4 protein-coding genes are annotated in these 21179 nt (G+C 36.6%); all 4 read left to right on the top strand.

What is annotated here, in order from left to right; translation table 11 throughout:
- The first annotated feature begins 40 nt into the window (after positions 1–40).
- A complete protein-coding gene (locus OLM53_RS05610; RefSeq protein ID WP_264522065.1) occupies positions 41–19441 on the top strand; it encodes a fibronectin type III domain-containing protein in 19401 nt (6466 codons plus the stop codon).
- Positions 19442–19556: 115 nt separating this feature from the next.
- The gene (locus OLM53_RS05605; RefSeq protein ID WP_264522064.1) at positions 19557–20015 is read left to right on the top strand and encodes a UpxY family transcription antiterminator; all 459 of its coding nucleotides are present in this window, start codon (positions 19557–19559) and stop codon (positions 20013–20015) included.
- Positions 20016–20146: 131 nt separating this feature from the next.
- Complete coding sequence (locus OLM53_RS05600) at positions 20147–20683, top strand: ArsR family transcriptional regulator (RefSeq protein WP_264522063.1); 537 nt, start codon at positions 20147–20149, stop codon at positions 20681–20683.
- Positions 20684–20765: 82 nt separating this feature from the next.
- A complete protein-coding gene (locus OLM53_RS05595; protein ID WP_264522062.1) occupies positions 20766–21179 on the top strand; it encodes a sugar 3,4-ketoisomerase in 414 nt (137 codons plus the stop codon).

Genomic DNA, 21179 nt, shown 5'->3' with positions numbered 1-21179 from the left:
ACTATTTTAACGGTCTTAATTAACCCAATTTTTTTTATTTATGGAAAATTATTACAATTCTTTGAACAGCGGTATGGTTACTTGGTTCAAAAAAACTGCAACAAATTTGTTTGGTTCCTCAAAATCAGATAAGCTCGTTGTTTCAACTTTTCGTAATAGTTATACACAAGTTTTGTTTTTGCTATTATTAGTTGCTTCTCTATTTGGAGGGCAACAAATGTCAGCGCAAACTTATTTAACAGAAAGTTTTGAAAGTGAATTTACTCCAAACACGGCTTCAGGACCTAATGCTCCTTCTTCTTGGACACAAACTAGATTGGGTACTTTAACTACTGCTCCAGGTACACCAGGTCTTAGTGGAGCTAGGGATTGGGGAAAAATGACTTGGAGTGGAAGTGCTTGGGCATCAAGTACTGCACCAAATTCATCTCAAATTCCTTATAGTACCGCTACAAATGGTCCTACTGGAGCTCAGCTAGGAACTGGTTCAGCATGGTTTAATGATGGATATTGTGCTGGTAGTGGTACATCTGGTACTAATATAAGAAGACTTGAGTCACCTATTATTGACTTGTCTGGTTCTTCAGCTCCTATAGTTTCCTTTTATCATGCTTACACTTCAGGTTCTGCTGGGTTAGCTTTGGTTGCTTCTAACGATGGTGGTACTACTTGGAATACTATTCAAACATATACTAGTGTTGGGTCTTGGGCGTGGACTTTACGAACTGTGGTGCTTCCTGCCATTTATAAAGTTTCCAATGCAAAAATTGGTTTTTTAGCTACTAATTCTTGGGGTTCAAATGATATATTTATTGACAATGTAAAGGTAGCTGAAGCTGGTAATATAACTTCTACAATAGGTGGAGGAAACTGGAGTTCAACGGCCACTTGGGTTGGTGGTGTTGTTCCTAGTGCAGGTGATAATGTTACCATTGTTGATGGTGCAACAGTTACTATTGATGCTACTGCTACTGCTGCTTGTAATAGTTTACTTGTAGGTCAAGGTGTAAGTGGTGTTCTTATTTTTAATGCCACAACTGCAAGAACAATTACAGTAGGTGGTAATCTTTTTGTATCCTCTGGAGGTACTTTTCAAAGTGCGGCAACGGGAACCATTACTACCCATGCTCTTTCAATAGCAGGAAATATAACTAATAATGGTGTTTTAGATTTTAGTACCAATACAAATACTGCTGGAGCTGGTATTACTTTTACAGGTGCTGCGAATCAGTTATTTTCAGGTACTGGAGGAACAACAGATTTATTTACTTTAACAATGACTAAAACAGCGTTAGCTAATTTAGTTGATTTTAATTTATCAAATTTCACAGTACGTGGTTTGTCTACTGCTGCTACAGGAGCTCTACTAACAACTAATACAGGAACAGGTACTTTAAAATTTAGTGGTTCAAATACGTTTAGTGGAACTTTATGGTCGACAGCATCATATACGATTCCTTCTACCTTAGGAATTTGGTTAAATAATTCTAATTTTAGTGTTACAGGTTTAGCAGGTAGTCCAACAATGAGTGGTCTTTTAAGGCTTACAGCTGGTACTTATACTTTTGGTACTGCTGTAGGTAATGCTGTGGGTGGAGCTGCTACTTCAAGTTTTGTTATTGAAGGAGGTACTTTAAACATTGCTTCTTCTTTAAGTATAGCTTCGTCAGGGGCATCGTTTACTATGTCTAGTGGGACAGTTAATGTTACTACAGTTGCTAATGCTTCAACCTCTGCTGGTTTTGGATTTACTAGTACAACGTCTGTTATTTCAATAACTGGAGGGACTATTAATTTGGTTCAAGCTAGTTCAGGGGCAACTCCCTTAGATTATTCTATCTCTGCAACATCTCCTACTATAACAGGTGGTACATTAAATATTGGAACCGCTTCAACAGCTACGAATTTTAACTTCAGAATTGCGGGAGCTATTCCAACTACTATTATTGATACAACTACCAATAATAAAACCGCCTCATTAGCAGCTGCCACAAATTCTTATGCCGATATGACTATTAATTCAGGAGCTACTTTGAATTTAAATGGTTTTGCTTTTACCGTAAGAACAGGTACCTTTACCAATAATGGTACATTAACAGGAACTGTTGCATCAAGTAGGTTTACCTTTGCTTCTCCAACTAATGCCCCTCAAACTTTTGCTGGTACAGGTACTGTAACTTCTCCACTTGATGGATTAGGAGTTAGTACTACTGGAGGATTGACGATTACTCATGTTAATTCTATTCCCACGTTACGTGTCAATTTATTTGTTGGTACGATAACTAATAGTAATAAAATTACTTTGGGTACTGGTGCTGCTTTACCAGTAGCTGTTCAAGTTTCTCAAGCTAGTAATACGACAATTCCAGGAGGTTTCTTTGACCAAGCTCCTAACTTTAATTTGGGGACTGGAGTTTATAGTATAAGTTATTTACAAGAGTCAGTTGGAAGAACTACTGGTTTTGAAATTCCATCAGGTAGAGTTGTTGGAAACGTTACTATCAATAATACTAATGGTGTTACTATAAGTGGTGGGGATATAACAGCTACTACAGGATTGACTTTTACCACTGGTCTTCTAAATACTGGTAGCAATACTTTTATTTTAGGAACTTCTGTTGCTACACCTGGTACTTTAACATATACAGCTGGTGGTTTTACTTATGGTAGTAATTTCCAACGTTGGGTTGGTACAGCTGCTATAACTATTGGAAATGTGGCTGGACAGTTTCCATTTAGTAATGCTGCTGGAACTCAGTTTAGACATGCTTATTTTGGAAGTGCTACAGCAACAACAGGAGGATTTATTAAAGTTCAGTATAATGATGTTGCGGGTACTACTCCAGTTTCAATCTCAGATATTTACAGTGTAGGATTGAGAAGTAACAGTAATTGGGTAGTTTCAACAGGAGGAAGTTTAGCCATAACCAACTCGGATGCACAAATGCGTTTTAGAGGTGATGGAATCTTTACTTTAAACAATATTAATAATTTTTTAGCGGTAGGTTCTTCAACAGTTGCAAATGGAACCTCAGTTTTAGGAACAGGTACACTTGCCCTACCTGAGGCTAATAAAACTTTATTGTCAACAGCTGGTTTATCTCAAACCGTGTACGTTGGTACTGCTAATACTATTACTTCAACCGCTACAGGTGGTGCATGGGATGTTGGTACTTCTTGGATTGGAAATACAGTTCCTGGATGTGGTGATAATGTTATTATTGCTAATGGGGCAACCGTTACTGTTAATGCAGCCGCTGCTAATTCAACTTCGGTAACTATAAACGCTGGAGGTACACTATTGGTTAGTGGAAATACATTAACTGTAGGATGTAGTGCTAACAATAATTCTCTTCTAAATAATGGTACATTGTCTGTATCAGGAGGAACATTAGTTGTTAATGGTAACATTAATAATACAGCTGCTTCTTCATTCTCGCAAACAGGTGGTCAAATCACTGTAGATGGTAACAGTAATGTTGTGGCAACTTCTGTTGCTACGGGAACCCCACTATTTTGGTTACAAAATACTATTTCGGCTAATGTTACTTTATCAGGAGGAACTTTAACCATACTTGATCCTCATTTAGGGGCTGTTGCTGCTGACGATGCCTTCCGATACTCTGGAGGTGCTGTCATTACTGCCGGAACGAATCATACCTTGCAACTAGGTAATGGTGTTGCTTCTTCACAAGTAGGAGGAAACACTACAAATGGTTTTAGTATTGCGGCGAATGCATCTGGAAGAGTTGTTCTAGGAAATGTTGTGGTTAATGCTCCAACTCCAGGGACTACAAGATTTGTTGCTAATAGATTAACAGGTGATATCATTGGTGGTAATTTAACAGTTACAGCTGGTGAGTTTAGATTCCTTTCTGGTTTAACTACAACAGTTGCAGGAAGTATTTCTAATTCAGGTGTATTGACTACCATTGGGACATTACAGTTGGCTGGTGTATCTGGAGGTTCTATACTTCCTAATACTGCAGCACAAACTATTGATGGTGCTGGAACTTTCCAAAACGCTACAAGTGCTTCTACAGCTAACTTCGCTAATCTAATTGTAAATAATGGTAATGCTACTGGTGTTACATTCAATAATCTTAATTCCTTACTTTGTACTACTGGAGTAACCAATACTGGTACTGTAAGTGGCACATTAACTTTGACAGCAGGTAAAATTAATACTGGTTCTAATATCTTTTATTTAGGTGTTTCAACCGCAACTCTAGGAACTTTGTCTTATACTTTAGGAGGATTTGCTTCTGGAAGTACTTTGTCTAAATGGTATGCTGCAGGTACAGCAGGAACTACAATTACGTTAAATACTTTGCCAACCTCTACAGGAACTTTAGGATCAGGTACCTATCCGTTTGTTGCTCCAAATGGAGTTGAAAGTCGTTTTTTCTATTTGCAAAGACCAGCTACTACTGGGGCTACAGGAGGAACCATACGTGTTAAATATACGGATGCTTCTGGAGTGAATACTTTATCTCCTACGCTTGCTGATGGAGCTTATACTATGGACAGACAGACTGCTGCAAAATGGACTGTTTCTATTGGAAACTCCTTTGCTGTAGGTACAGGTACTTTCAATTATGCTATATCGGGTGCTAATATCTTTAATCCTGCAACAGCTGTTGCAAGAGTTGTTAAACAAACTTCTGCTACAACAGCCTCTTTAGCAGGTACTTTCCAAGCAGGTACTACATTGCCACTTGGTCAAGTTACTGCTATATCGGCAGCTAATTATTTAGGAGACTTTGCTCTTGGTTTTGCTAATTCAGATAACTCTTTTACTTCTGTAGCTTCAACAGACTGGAATTTAGGTACAACATGGAATAAAGGAACTGTTCCAACTTCTACTGATAATGTATTTATCGGAAGTGGTACTTCAGTATCGGTTAGTGATGCAAGATCTGTAAATAGTGTTACAGTAAATGGGGGTGGTACTCTTACTGCATCTAATTCTGGAGCTTTAACAGTAACAACTACTTTGACTAATACAGGTACAGTAAATGTTAGTGGAGGAACAATTACCACAACAACTAACATTACTAATAATGCATCAGCAGTTATAAACGTAACCTCTGGTACTTTAAATGCAACTGGTACTTTGACTAATGCAGGTACCTTTAATGCTACTGGAGGGACTACTAATGTAACAGCGGCTTCAACTACTGGTATTACTATTGGTACCACTGGAGTATTTACAATTGCAGGAGGAACTGTAAATATGGGTACTGCTATAACAGGTTGTAATCGTACTTTTACTAATAATGGAATTCTTACTGTTTCTTCAGGGACTTTAAATATTTATGGTAACTTAGTTGTTGCTTCTGGTTCTTACTTCAATCAGAGTGGTGGGGATATTAATGTAGATGGAAATGGAGCAGGAGTTGTTCCAAACTCTTCTGCTGCTGCTTTAGTTTCTATTAATAGTAATTTAGGAACTGTTACTGGAGGTAATCTTACCATTGTTGACCCATCTGCGGTTACTACAGCTGCAGCTGCTACAAGATCTTTTGCTTATAATTTTGGGACAGCCAATAGTACCAGTTGGACAGGGCATACATTGATACTTGGGAATGGTACAAGTACTGATGTTGGCGGAAATGCTAATGGTTTTGAATTAGATTGTTATGTAGGTTCAGGTACTTTAATATTAGGAAATGTAATAGTAAATGGAGGAAGTGGAACTAATAGATATACTACATCAACTTCTTCTACAGGTAATGGTTTATTTTTACAAAATTTAACCATTAATTCAGGTTCTGAGTTTAGAGATGGTTCAGCGACTAACTTTGTTATTAGTGGAAATATCCTTAATAATGGTACAATGACCAATCAAACGGCAATACTTAATTTGGCTAATGTTAATATTACTTCTATTGTAAATACTACTAATGCACAAACCATTGGTGGTTCAGGAACTTTTAGAAACTCAACTACAGCTTCAACAGCAAGCTTTACATCGGTTACTGTAAGAAATACTAACGCAACTGGAGTTACTTTGAATGTTCCCTTATCCATTAGTGGAACTTTGACAATGAATTCAGGATTAATCAATACTACATCTACTAATTTATTAACCTTGGGAACAACTTCGGTAGCCGGAACTTTTGCTGGTACACCAAGTGCTACTAATATGATTGTTGGTCCATTTGCAAGAACATTTGCAACAGGTAGAACAGCAGTTGGAACTTATGATACCACGACTATTTTCCCTGTGGGTAAAGGAGGAGCGGCTTATCCAGTATATGTTGACCCAAGTACTACAGGTGTTGTAGTGTTTACAGCTCAGGCTTTCAATTCTACTTCAGGCAGTACTTTTTCAGGAGGAGCAACAAGTCTTTCGACCAATAGATTTGAAGTATTACCAACTACTGGTTCTGCAAACTTGACTAATACTTTTATTAAACTTTCGGACGCCAACATAGCTTCAACAAGTAAAATTTTACAATCTTCTGCTGCTACTGGAGACTATTCTCCTATAGCTTCTGCAGTAACCTATACCGCTGGAACACCAAATACTTTGACCACCGTTTCATCACTTTTGGCGGCTAGTTATACGGGTTATTTATCTTATGGTAATGTTGTTAATTGCGTTGCTCCAACTAACCAGCCAAGTTCTTTTGTAGTTTCTTTAAAAGGAACTACAAGTTTTACAGGAAGTTTTACTGCAGCTTCATCTAATCCAACAGGCTATTTAGTTGTTCGTTATCCTTCAGGTGGTACAGTAACACCTCCTGCTGATTTTACAAGTTATTCTGTTAATGGTGCCTTGGGGACTGGAACTGTAGTTTACTCTGGTTTAACAACAACTTTTAATGCTACAGGATTAACAGCTAACACTACTTATGATTTTTATGTGTATAGTTTTAATAATTCGGGTTGTGCAGGACCTGTTTATTTTACTACTTCACCATTGTCGCAAACAGTTACTACTTGTGCAACAGCTATTGGTGTGCCAGGTACGCCAACAAGTACTAATTTATCAACTAATGGAGTTACTGTTTCTTGGACTGCATCTTCGACTTCTGGAGTGAATTATTTCATTGATGTTGCTACTAATTCAGGATTTACTTCGTTAGTTAGTGGTTATAATAACTTAAATGTTGGAACTGTTTTAACTACTAATATTACTGGATTGACCGGTAATACTCCTTATTGGATTCGAGTTCATGCTGAATCAGTGGCTGGATGTTCTAGTACCCTTAGTTCTAGTTTGAGTATTACAACTCTTTGTACTGGTGTTAATGTTCCGTATATTGAAGATTTCGAATCAGTTACTGTTCCAGCTTTACCATCATGTACTAGTATTCAAACTATTTCTGGTACTTCTTGGACTACTTCGAGCCCTGCTAGTAATGGATTTAATTCTAAAACTTTACAATATACTTATTCTTTTTCAACCTCTGGTAATACTTGGTTTTATACTAGAGGGGTTAATTTAACTGCTGGAACCTCTTACACTATATCATACAGATATGGTACAAATGGTTACACAGAAAGTTTACTGGTAGCTTATGGCACATCACCTGTTGCTACCTCGATGACTTCTACATTAGCTGATTATCCATCTATTACAACCACTTCTCCTATTACTGAAACTAAAATTTTCACGCCATCTACTAGTGGAGTTTATTATTTTGGTTTTAAAGATTATTCAACTTCAGGTCAGTTTTATTTATTTGTTGATGATATCTCTGTCATTAAAACACCTACTTGTTATCCACCAACAAGTTTATCTGTTTCTAATTTGTCAGACACTACTGCTAAAGTTAATTGGGTTGCTCCAGCCAGTGGAACACCAACTCAGTATAAGTATGAAATAAGAGCTACTGGAAATCCTGGAACTGGAAATACAGGTTTAGTTGCTAGTGGTACAACTACTGGAACACCTCTTTTTGTTAATATATCAGGTTTAACGGCTAATACTCCTTATACTGCTTATGTAAGTTCTGATTGTGGTTCAGGGGATATAAGTGCTTGGACTACAGGATTTGCTTTTACCACAAATTGTGCAGCAGCATCATTACCTCAGACTCAATTGTTTAATTCTTCAACGATACCAAGTTGTTGGTCACAACAATTTGTTACTGGTGCTATATCTTTTAGTTTTCCAACTTCAGGTTCTAGCCCAACGGTTTCCCCTCAGGAAGGTACAAATATGGTTTATTATAATTCCTATAGCAATACTACAAAAACCCGTTTAGTTTCTGCTAATTTGACTTCCGTTGGAACTTCTAGTGTTGATGTTGAATTTTATTGGTATCATGGTTCTGATGGAGGAGCTACTTCCTATCTTACAGAAGGTGTTACCCCACAATATTCTATTGATGGCGGAACAACATGGACTTCTATAGGTACGCAAATACTACGTTATAATGCAGTTGTCGGTTGGAAAAAATATACTCTAACTTTACCTGCTGGAGCAGGAAATGCTCCTTCTTTACTAGTAGGATTCTTGTTTGAAGGGAATTCAGGGTATAACAGTTATTTAGATAATGTTATTATTAAATCTTCCCCAACTTGTTATCCACCTACTAATATTACTGTTAGTAATATTACCGATACAAACGCTAAAATTAATTGGACATTACCAGCTACGGGAACTCCAACGCAATTTAAATATGAAGTACGTTCTACTGGGTTAGGAGGAACAGGAAGTACTGGTTTAGTTGCCAGTGGCACTACAACAGGTGCGCCATTATCTGTTTTGGTACCTTCTGTTTTGTCTGCCTCTACAACTTATAGTGTATATGTTCAGTCAGATTGCGGCAGTGGTGATTTAAGTGTATGGAGTCCTGGTACAACTTTTACAACAAATTGTACAGCCATTGCTTTACCTCAAACACAATTATTTAATGCTTCGACTATACCAAGTTGTTGGTCACAACAATTTGTTAGTGGTTCATTATCTTTTACTTTTCCAACTTCAGGTTCAAGCCCAACGGTTTCTCCTCAGGAAGGAACAAATATGGTTTACTATAATTCCTATAGTAATTCTACTAAAACCCGTTTAGTTTCTGCGAATTTGACTTCTGTTGGAACACCAAGTGTTGATGTTGAATTTTATTGGTATCATAGTACTGATGGAGGAGCTACATTTTATCTTACCGAAGGTGTTACTCCTCAATATTCTATTGATGGAGGAACAACATGGACCTCTTTAGGTTCACAAATATTGCGTTATAATGCAGTTGCTGGATGGAAAAAATATACTTTGACATTGCCAACTGAAGCAGCAAATATATCATCATTACTAGTAGGATTCCTTTTCGAAGGGAATTCAGGATATAATAGTTACCTAGATAATGTGACTATAAAACAAAGTCCAAACTGTTTTGAACCTACTAATATTACTGCTACTAATGTGTATGATACTTATGCTACATTTAGTGCTAATGCACCTGCCGTTGGATTAACTCCTTTGGCGTATAATTATGAAATTCGAACTAGTGGATTACCAGGAAGTGGAAATACAGGTTTAGTTTATAGTAATTCAGGTTCATTCCCAATTGCACTTCCTACAGGAACTTTAATAAAATTAACTAATTATACTTTATACGTACAATCAAAATGTGCAAGTGATTCAAGTAATAATAGTACTTGGTCTTCAGGATTAAGTTTTACTACTTCTGATTTATTATGTTCTGGTACTCCAGTTGCAGGTTCAATTAATCAAACTGCTATCTCAACATGTGCAGGTTCTACAATTGCTGCTTTAACCTTATCGGGTGCAAATCCTTCTAATAATGGAGGTATATCTTATCAGTGGGAACAATCCACAACTGGAATTGGTACTACAGGTTGGTCTAATGCCATAGGAGGAACTGGGGCTACAACAACTTCATATACACCACCTAATGCTACTGCAGGTACTCTTTACTACAGATGTAAAGCAACCTGTTCTATTGGAGGTTCAGTTGGCTATACTTCAAATACTTGTTCAGTTACTATAACGATGTGTACCTATAATACGGCTTACACAGCATCAGGTGCTGCATTCACTTCTATTATGCCTGCAAATGGCGGAAATGGTTTGGCATATTCTGGTTGGATAAATACAAGTGGAGACGATAACACTACCACTACGGTTCCTTTGAGTACTACTTTCCAATATCAAGGTGTTTCTGTATCAGGTTTCCAAGCTTGTACGAATGGTTGGATGACGTTTAATACATCTAATACATCAACTGCTTATTCTAATAATCTTACTTCTTCTTCACAAAATCAGGTTTTAGCACCATTTTGGGATGATTTAGTTTTAACAGGTCAAGCTTATGCTAATAGAGATATTTGTATGAGATACTCTACGTCTAATTTGAATTCAGGTAATGGTGTTATCACTATTGAATGGGCAGGATTGGAGAGATTCAGTATACCTGGTCCAAACTTGAATTTCCAAGTTAAGCTATATGAAAATGGTAACCGTATTGAATTTATATACGGTAGTTTCGAAGGTTTTGATGGTACAGTTACCTCTGCTTATTCCTATAGTATAGGTTACAACGGTTCCTCTCCAACAAGTGTTGATTCTATAGGACGTTTTGCTCTACAAACAGCTAATGCAAATCATTTCTCTGCTACAACAGATCCTGCTAGTTTGATTATTATGCCGACTTGTTATTCAATGTACACCTTAACTCCTGGTATTTATAGTGGTTTAACAACTGCGCCTTCAGTTGCTGTACCTGCGAATAATGAAAGGATTGGAGCTACTAATCTTATAGCAACAACATTACCACCATCAAGTCTATGTGGATCTTATTTTACCTCACAAGCAGCAACTAATTCTGGAGCAGGTCAGGCTTGTGCCACTACCTCAGGTTATGAAGATGATGATGTATGGTTTAAGTTTGATGCAGTGGCCGGTAAAAATTATACCATAAATCTTAGAAGTTCACCTAATTATGATGGTGTTTTGCAACTATTTGGAACAGATGGAACTACTTCTATTGCCTGTGTTAATGTAACAGGAACTGGTTCAATAGAAACTTATAATACTTCAAATTTGCCAGCGGGAACTTATTTTATAAGAGTATTCCACAATGGTACAACTATAGGAAGTAGTAATGGTCAGTTTGCTATTACTGTTAATGAGTTGATTTCACCTCCAATTAATGATGAGGTAAATTCTGCTACTAGTTTGACTGTAAATTCAACATGTACAACTACCTCAAGTCAATTGCCAAATACTTTAGCTGCTACAGCTTCTACAACTACCCCTGCACCTTCATGTGGTACACCAGATGATGATGTTTGGTATTCATTTACAGCTACTTCAACATTAAATAAAATTACTGTACAGTCAGGTACTGGTTATAATGCAGCTATGCAAATTTTATCATCTTCTAACAATTCAGCTACGGGTGGTACATTTACAGAATTAGCATGTATTAATGCTACTAGCACTGGTGGTATTGAAACTTATTCGGGACCTTTTGTTCCAGGAAACACTTATTTTGTTAGAGTTTATCATTCATTAACTGGTAGTGGAACAGGTAATTTCACCATTTGTGTGACGGCTCCACTTCCCGCTTGTACAACTAATACAGCGCCTGTAGATGCTATTATTACAGCTTCAATTACGCCAACTTTATCATGGACTGCTTCAGCTGATGCTAGTAGTTATGATATTTATTTATATCCTACATCTGGTTCTGTGCCATCAATTCCATTTGCTAATTCAACGACCACAAGTTATACTGTGCCAGCTGGACAATCTCTATTAGGATTGACTCAATATACTTGGTTTGTTGTTCCTAAAAATGGTAATGGTTCTGCTACATGTTCAGCTACAAATGGTACAACATTTACTACTGTAAGCTCATGTACGGCACCTTCTGCTATTGCTTTTACGAATCTAAATCCATCCACTAGTTTAGTTGATTTGTCATGGACTGCACCAACAATTGGTCTTACACAATCTTATCAATATATTGTTACTACTTCGTCAACTGCACCAGTTAATGGTACAGGAGCTACAACTCTTACTGGTACTTCAGTCACTGGCTACAGTGGATTAGTTCAAGGTTCTACAGTTTATTTATGGGTTAGAACTTATTGTGGTGGATCAGACTATAGTGCATGGGCTAGTTCTACTGCATTTAAAGTTCCTGCTATAGTTCCTGCTCCATGGTTAGAAACTTTTGATGGTGCTGATATTGTTGGGTATGATTTTACAAATAGTTTTGAAGGAAATTATATTGGGCTTACAGCTAATCCTGGTTCAGGTATTACAGGTCAGTTATATGCTAGTAATACATCATACGATTTCCAAACTGTAAACGTAGGACCTGTTACATCAAGTCAAACATTATCATTTGATTATGCTGCATTTAGGACTACTTCAACTTCAACTGCACCAGCATCTGGATCAGGCAGTTTTGATGTTCAAATATCAACTGATTTTGGAGCTACATACAGTACTCTTGATACTGTGACTAATGATGGTGTATTTGGTTTTAGAAGCAAATCATACTCTCTTGCTGCCTTTGGAGGTCAAATTATTAGAGTTAAAATATCTGCAACTAGAAGTTCTGGTAATTACATACTTACTTTCGATAATTTTAGTGTTCAGTCACCTTGTTCAGGTACTCCTAATGGAGGTACTATCAACATTGAATCTCAATCTGTTTGTAATTTATTACCACCTTCTTCATTAACTGTTACTGGGGCTTCTGCTGACACAGGTATTGTATACCAATGGGAACAATCAACAAATTCTGGGGCTTCATGGACTAATGCAGTTGGAGGAACGGGAGTTAATACAACAACTTATACACCACCTATATATGCAGGTACACCTATTTTGTATAGAATGAAAACAACTTGTGTGTCTTCATCAGTTTACACAAGTAATACCTCTTTGGTTACAGGTGCTCCTAGAGCATTGCCTTATAAAGAAACTTTTGAGACATTATCTAATCTAGCTGGATGGAATGCTCCAGCATGGGGTTATGGATCTTATTCAGCTGCTCCTGGTAATTCAGGTAATAATGCGAATGTATCATTATATAGTTTATTTACTTCAGCAAGCTTATCTACTTCACCCTATGGTCCAGTATCTGCGAATCAAGTACTAACATTAGATTACAATATTTCTAATTCAAGTAGTCCTTATGCTCCACCTGCTGCTGGATCTGGTAGTTTCCAAGTGTTAATCAGTACAGATTGTGGTGCGAATTATGTTTTGTTAACTACTGTTACAAATGATGGTGTTAGCGGATATCGTACACTTACCTATCCATTATCTAATGCTTTTGTAGGACAAAATGTTTTGATTAAAGTAGCTGCTACATGGGTTTCAGGTGCTTATACACTTTCGATTGATAATTTAGGTATTATTACTCCACCACCAACTATTACTTCTTATGCTCCTACAGCAATATGTGCTGGAACATCAGGTTCAGTTGTAATAACAGGAACTAATTTTAGTACTATAAGCGCTGTTAAAATCGCTGATGTTGACGTGCCTTATACAATTGATAGTCCAACTCAAATTACAATTAATTTGGCCTCTGGAAATACGTTTACTTCTGGATTGATATCTATTATTAATACATCAAATGATAGAGCTAATACAAGTAGTAATTTCACGTTTAATCCTTTCCCACCAGCCTTTACAGTAACGGGAAGTACCAACACACTTTGCAGTGATGGTTCATTTACCACTTTAGGAACTAATATTACTACATCAGGTAATTTATGGACTAGTACTAATCCAACTGTTGCTTCTGTTGATGGTAATGGTAAGGTAACCGGATTAGCTCCAGGTACATCTACTATCGGTTTCTCAGTTCTTAATAATGGATGTCAAACGTTTAACTCTAACACTTATGTTGTTACGGTTAAAGATAAAATTGCTATTACACAGCAACCAGGTAGTATTTTTGCACTAGTAGGTAATCAGAAAAAAGTTAAAGTTATCGCTAGTGGTGATGGAACTTTAAGTTACCAATGGTACAGAAAAGTTAACCCTACTACTTCTACTATAGTTACTAATACAGCCACTACTGCTGGTGTTACCACCTTTAGTGGTGCTACTACTAATGAATTGACTATAACAGATATTCAAGCTAGTTATGACGGTTATCAATATTATTGTGTGGTATCATCAGATTCTGGATGTTCTTCGGTCAATTCAATAGGTGCGTTTATCAGTATTGGAAATATTAGTATCGATTCTGACCCAATAAGTGTAAGTCAATGTAGTTTAACACCACAAACTTTCAGTATTACACTTACCAATCTAGATTCTCCAGTGAATGCTGTTGATTTATTAGCGGATACTTTATATAAAATTACCACTGTAGGAACTACTGATTTCACAGCGATAGGTGCTGCTTCTAACACTGTTGGAACTATTTTTACTGCTACTGGTGCAGGTGATGGAGACGGCACAGCTTCAGCTCTTTTAACTTATAAATGGGGTATTATTGATGTGGTTAATGGTTATACTCCTATTACAGACAATGCTAAGTATAGTGGAAGTAATACACTTTCACTAACGGTGACACCAACAGTTGCCATAAATGAAACATACGGTTTGAGAATATTTCCTTTAAGTAGTGATCCAGATACTTACTTAGATTCTAATTATGCTTCGTTCTCAGCTCAATTGCCGGTGAGTACACCTATAATAAGTAATGCTACTCAAACATCTTGTAAAGTGGTGGGTACAAAAACATTTACAGTAAGTACATCAGCTGCAGTATCTTCTATTCAATGGCAAAGTTCACCAACAGGTTTGGCGGGTAGCTGGACTAATGTAGGAACGGCTTCTTTGAATAATACTCTAACAGTGAATGTAACAACAAGTTCAGCATCAGGAATTACTTATTACCAAGCTATAGAAAGTGGTTTTGGTTCTTGTCCTCCAGTAACATCTAATACTGCTACCTTGACAATAACACAACCAACAGTTAGTGTAAACCAAAGTGCTGCATTTTATTGTACACCAAGTGGTACAGCTGTAACTTTAACAGCTATTGGTACTTCGGCTACTTACGGTTGGACAGGTACAGGTATTCCAGCTAATACTACTGGGGCTACATTAAATGTAACGCCAACAGGAACAACTACATATACAGTAACGGCAACTGATACTAATACTTGTACAGCTTCTGCTACTGCAACAGTTACTGTTGGAAATGCGTTTACAGCTGTGGTTGCAAGCTCACCGTCAACAGCAGTATGTCCTGCAACCCCAGTTGCATTGACTAGTACCGTTGCACTGGTAGATCCATCTAATATATCAACTATTGCAAGTTATACATTTAATAATACTACCTCACCATATGCTACTATAGTAGGTGGTACAGGTACTACAGCAGTTACATTATCTGGAACTGATTCCGCAATATCATCAACACAAACTTTACCTTATTCATTCAGTTTTGGAGGTAATAGTTTTAATAGTTATAAAATTAATTCTAACGGATGGATAACATTTGATGCTACTTCAACTAGTACAACAAATTACAATTCATTGAATGGTACAGATAACAACGTGATTGCAGCATTTAGTTTTGATATGGATTCTAATGGTTCAGCATCTACAACTTATTATACTCAAACAGTTGGAACTGCTCCAAATAGAATAACAAAAATTGAATGGACTAATTTTAAAAACTACTACTCAACCAGTAATCCAAATTCTGGTAATGCTCAAATATGGTTGTATGAAAATGGCACAGTAGAAATTCGTTATGGTGCATTTACATCTTCTTCAGCAAGAACGACAGCAACTACATGTCAAGTAGGTTTAAGAGGAGGTAGTACATCAACTACAGATGTCTTGTCAATTAGTAATACAGGTGCATGGTCGTCTCCTACTGTAGGTAATACTAGTACTTCAACTATTGATTTAGGAACTTTTGCAAGTTCATTGCTTCCAGATAATGGTAGAGTGTATCGATTTACACCAAAAGCGGTACCGCCAGCGAATGTTTACACTTATGCTTGGACATCAACTCCATCTGGTTTAGTGTCAAATGCGACAAGTTTAAATGTTAGTCCATCGGTTACTACAGATTATAACTTAACCGTCACGGCTCAAACAGGATGTTCTGCTCAAGTAACAAAAACAGTTTCTGTACTTCCAGTTCATACTATAGCATTGACGAGTGGTTCATCAACACCTACACTTTGTATTAATACTTTATTAGGAACTAATATTGTATATACTGTTGGTGGTGGAGGAACTGGAGCAGGAGTAACAGGATTACCAACAGGTATGACAGGAACTTTTGCTAGTGGTACTTTCACTATTAGTGGAACACCTACTCAAAGTGGTACTTTCCCTTACACCGTTACAACTACAGGAAATTCTTGTAGAGTTGCAACAGCGACTGGAACCATAACGGTTAATCCAAATCATGCAATAGCATTGACTAGTGGATCCGTTACACCAACACTATGTATTAATACATTATTAGGTACTAACATTGTTTATACTGTAAGTAGTGGAGCAACGGGTGCTGGAGTAACAGGATTGCCAACTGGCATGACAGGAACTTTTGCTAGTGGTAAATTAACTATTAGTGGTACACCTACTCAAAGTGGTACATTCCCTTATACCGTTACAACTACAGGAAATTCTTGTATTGTTGCAACAGCTACAGGAACCATAACGGTTAATCCAAATCACGCTATAGCATTATCTAGTGGTTCGGCTACACCAACACTATGTATTAATACATTATTAGGTACTAACATTGTTTACGCTTTAAGCGGTGGTGCAACAGGAGCAGGAGTAACAGGATTACCAACAGGTATGACAGGAACTTTTGCTAGTGGTAATTTCACTATTAGTGGAACACCTACTCAAAGTGGTACTTTCCCTTACACCGTTACAACTACAGGAAATTCTTGTACAGTTGCAACAGCGACTGGAACCATAACGGTTAATCCAAATCATGCAATAGCATTGACTAGTGGATCGGCTACACCAACACTATGTATTAATACATTATTAGGTACTAACATTGTTTATACTGTAAGTAGTGGAGCAACAGGTGCTGGAGTAACAGGATTGCCAACTGGCATGACAGGAACTTTTGCTAGTGGTAATTTCACTATTAGTGGAACGCCTACTCAAAGTGGTACATTCCCTTATACCGTTACAACTACAGGAAATTCTTGTATTGTTGCAACAGCTACAGGAACCATAACGGTTAATCCAAATCACGCTATAGCATTATCTAGTGGTTCGGCTACACCAACACTATGTATTAATACATTATTAGGTACTAACATTGTTTACGCTTTAAGCGGTGGTGCAACAGGAGCAGGAGTAACAGGATTACCAACAGGTATGACAGGAACTTTTGCTAGTGGTAATTTCACTATTAGTGGAACACCTACTCAAAGTGGAACTTTCGCTTATATAGTTTCGACTTCGGGTAATTCTTGTGTGCTTGCAACTGCAAATGGATCTATAACTGTTAATCCAAACAATACGATTGCTTTGAGTTCTGCTCCAGCAACAACTGCACAAACAGTTTACACCAATGGGCCAATAACTGCAATTACCTATAACACTACAGGTGCTACAGGAGCTACATTTACTGGTTTACCAGCTGGTGTTACAGGAAGTTGGTCAGGTAACGTGGTTACAATTACGGGGGCTCCAACTTCAAGTGTTGGTAGTCCATTTAGTTATACAGTGACCTTAACAGGAGGTTGCGCTACAGTTACTGCCAATGGAACTATAACAGTTAATCCATTATCAAATTGGTATTTAGATGCTGATGGTGACCATTACTATACAGGTGCGGCTATTTTACAAGGTCCTACACCAGGTGCAGGATATACTACATCTGTTATAGGAGGAGGCGATTGTAATGATGCTGTTGCAGCTATTAACCCAGGAGTAACTGAGGTATGTTATAACAATATTGATGACAACTGTAATGGAACTTTATCAGAAAGTTGTGCGCCAGTAGTTGTGAATATGACACCTTCATATAACAATACTACTTTGGTATCCTTATCTACAGCAATTCCTGCAGTAGGTTACACTTATCCAGGGACTACGAATATTAAATATCGTTTCTCTATTAAAAATGTAACTACTAATATTACTGCAGCAGATATTATACAAGACTCACGTTATGTAACTATTCCTTCAGCACTTCATTTATATGGAGCTGCTTATGATATCAAAGTGTCAGCAGTGATTAATGATGAAGTTGTTCCTTTCTACGGAAATACTATTAGAGTAAACGGACCAACTGTTCAATTGATTACTTTGAGTACGGCTAGTTGTGGAGCTACTTTGGCTACTTTGTCTTCTACGATTTCGGCTAATGGCGGATTGAATGCTACAGGGTATACTTTCCGTATCCGATTAACAAGTGATAATGCGCAAACACCAACTTATGGTTATTCCTCTTCAGCAACTCGTTTTGTGGGAGCTAATTCATTTGCTGGTTTCCCATTACAGTATAATACAAGCTACCAAGTAGCAGTACAATATACTTTCACTGACCCAGTAACGAGCTTACCAGTTCAATCAGGTTATGGAACAGAGTGTACCGTTTTAACTCCATCTATTCCATTAATTGGATTGGCGGCACCAACTTGTGGTTCACAAGTAGCGACATTGAATGCAGGTATAACAGCTAGTCCAGCAGCTTATGCTACAGGATACCGTTTCCGTATTCGATTGACAAGTGATAATGGGCCAACGCCGACGTATTATTATTCATTGCCAAATGCTAGTAGATTCTCATCTCTAGTAGCATTCCAAGGAATTACGTTTGCTTATAACACCCAATATTCTATCGCGGTAGAGTATAGTATATTGAACAACAGTGTAACACAATGGTCAGGATTTGGTTCAGAATGTATCGTTCAAACCCCATTCTTCCCAACTACATCGTTAGTACCATCACAATGTGGATTGTCAACTGCGACTTCGTTAACACAACAGTTGAATATTATACCTTACCCAGGTTTCCCTAACTATAAAGTTAAGTTAGATGAAATTAGTGGAGAGTCTATTTCTAATTCACAAGAAATCGTGATTACATATTCTAACTTTAGATTGAATCAATTCTCAATTGCACAGTTAGGTAAAAACTATAACGTATCGGTAGCTATTAAATTAAATGGTGTGTTTGGAGATTATTCAACAGCTTGTGATTTATTCACAGCTGCTCCATCAAGAACGGTTAAATTACCATTTAAAGCTACAGCGTATCCAAATCCATTTGCAAATAACTTTATGTTAGATGTTACTACTTCAAGTAAATCAGTTGTAGGCGTAAAAGTTTATGATATGGTTGGAAGATTGATAGAACAACGTGAAGCTAGTGTAACTGATTTGCAGAATGCTACTATCGGAGACAGATATCCATCAGGTGTTTACAACTTAGTTGTAACGCAAGAAGATAATGTTGAAACCGTTAGAGTAGTTAAGAGATAATCGTTTAATTTAAACTAATACTATTAAAGACCTTCGAGCAATCGAAGGTCTTTTTTTTATATTTATGGTATACTTATTTTCAGTAATTTTGAATTTCATAATTAAAAATAATGATATGCCATGGTATGCTTTATATACAAAGTCAAGACAAGAAAAAAAAGTAGCAGATCGTCTACTTCAAATCGGTATTGAAGCATATTGTCCTTTAATTATCCAAGATCGTCAATGGTCAGATAGAAAAAAAAGAGTTGAAGTACCCTTATTACCATCCTACGTTTTTGTTAATATAGAATCACAAGAAAGAGAACTGGTTTTTCAAGTTTCGGGAGTAGTACGTTTTTTGTACTGGCTTGGTCAACCAGCTATTATTAAAGATTATGAAATCGAAATGATCCAAAAACGATTAAAAGACAAAATCACTTCTTATGAAATTGTAGGTATTCAACCAGGTTCTTTATATGAAATTACCTCTGGTCCTTTTATAGGTCAAAAAGGAATTGTTGATAAGGTTGATAAAAACCAAATTACTTTAGTCTTAGAACAGTTAGGTGTAAAAATTATTCTACATAAGTAATTCTTTTTCATTCTGTTACTTTTTTTTGGTAGTTTAAATCTTAATAACTTACTACATTTTCTCAAATTTTAGTATAGTTTTAACATTTATTAAAATTATTGAGTACATTTGTTACTCGGAAAATTTTATTGATGCTTGAAAATTTAATTACTTCGAAAACACGATTACGTCTCCTTGTAAAGTTTTTTATAAACGTTGCAAATGAAGGCTATCTTCGTGGTTTGGCATCAGAGATGAATGAGTCAACCAATTCTATTCGTAAAGAATTAAATAACCTCACAGATGCGGGTTATTTGATACGTAAAGAAGCCAATCAAAAGATTACATATAAAGCTAATCAGCATAATCCTTTTTTTATTTTACTTCAACAAATTGTACGGAAGTATATTGGACTCGATACTATTATTGAAATGGTCTTAGAGCGAATGGGTGCTGTTCATCGAGTTTTTATTGTTGGGGATTATGTTAAAGGAATTGATAGTGGTAGAATAGAAGTTGTTTTAGAGGGGAAAGATTTAAATGAAGAATATATTAAACAATTGTCGCATAAAATTGAAGCTGAGATACAGAAGAAAGTAGTTTTTTATCTCACGAATAAACATGATAATAGTGGTTTATTAGTTTTTGAAAATGAACTAGCAATCAATACTATTGTGACAAATACTTAAAATTAATTTTGATTAAAATTGATCGCTTTGTTGGTTTACAGATGTGACTGACCAAGCGAAGCTGTGTAAAAAAATAACGTTTATGGATACATTAGAAATGGATAAACCACAACTGATTCAGCTTCCTAAAATACATGATTTAAGGGGGAATTTGACTTTTATACAACATCCAGACCATTTGCCTTTTGAGATAAAACGAGTTTTTTGGATTTACGATGTGCCTGGAGGTGAAACTCGAGGAGGACATGCTTATAAAACACAACATGAACTTATAATTTCTTTGAGTGGTAGTTTTGATGTTGTCATAACATATCCTGATGGTAAGCTGCAACGATTTACACTTAATAGAAGTTATTTTGCTCTTTATATACCATCTTTACATTGGCGACATATGGAAAATTTTTCAACTAACTCGGTTTCATTACACCTATGTAGTGATAGTTTTGATGAAGATGATTATATGAGAGAATTAGATTCTTATTTAATACACAAATAA

It is taken from the genome of Flavobacterium sp. N1994 (assembly GCF_025947145.1).
In the GTDB taxonomy this organism is placed as follows: Bacteria; Bacteroidota; Bacteroidia; order Flavobacteriales; family Flavobacteriaceae; genus Flavobacterium.
Note: the sequence above shows the minus strand (reverse complement) of the source record. Positions and strands in the feature narration are given on the sequence as shown.

What these genes read in the sequence shown, in the direction of transcription:
- OLM53_RS05610 (WP_264522065.1), top strand. Translation starts at nt 41, where the DNA reads ATGGAAAATTATTACAATTCTTTGAACAGCGGTATGGTTACTTGGTTC.
- OLM53_RS05605 (WP_264522064.1), top strand. Translation starts at nt 19,557, where the DNA reads ATGCCATGGTATGCTTTATATACAAAGTCAAGACAAGAAAAAAAAGTA.
- OLM53_RS05600 (WP_264522063.1), top strand. Translation starts at nt 20,147, where the DNA reads ATGCTTGAAAATTTAATTACTTCGAAAACACGATTACGTCTCCTTGTA.
- OLM53_RS05595 (WP_264522062.1), top strand. Translation starts at nt 20,766, where the DNA reads ATGGATACATTAGAAATGGATAAACCACAACTGATTCAGCTTCCTAAA.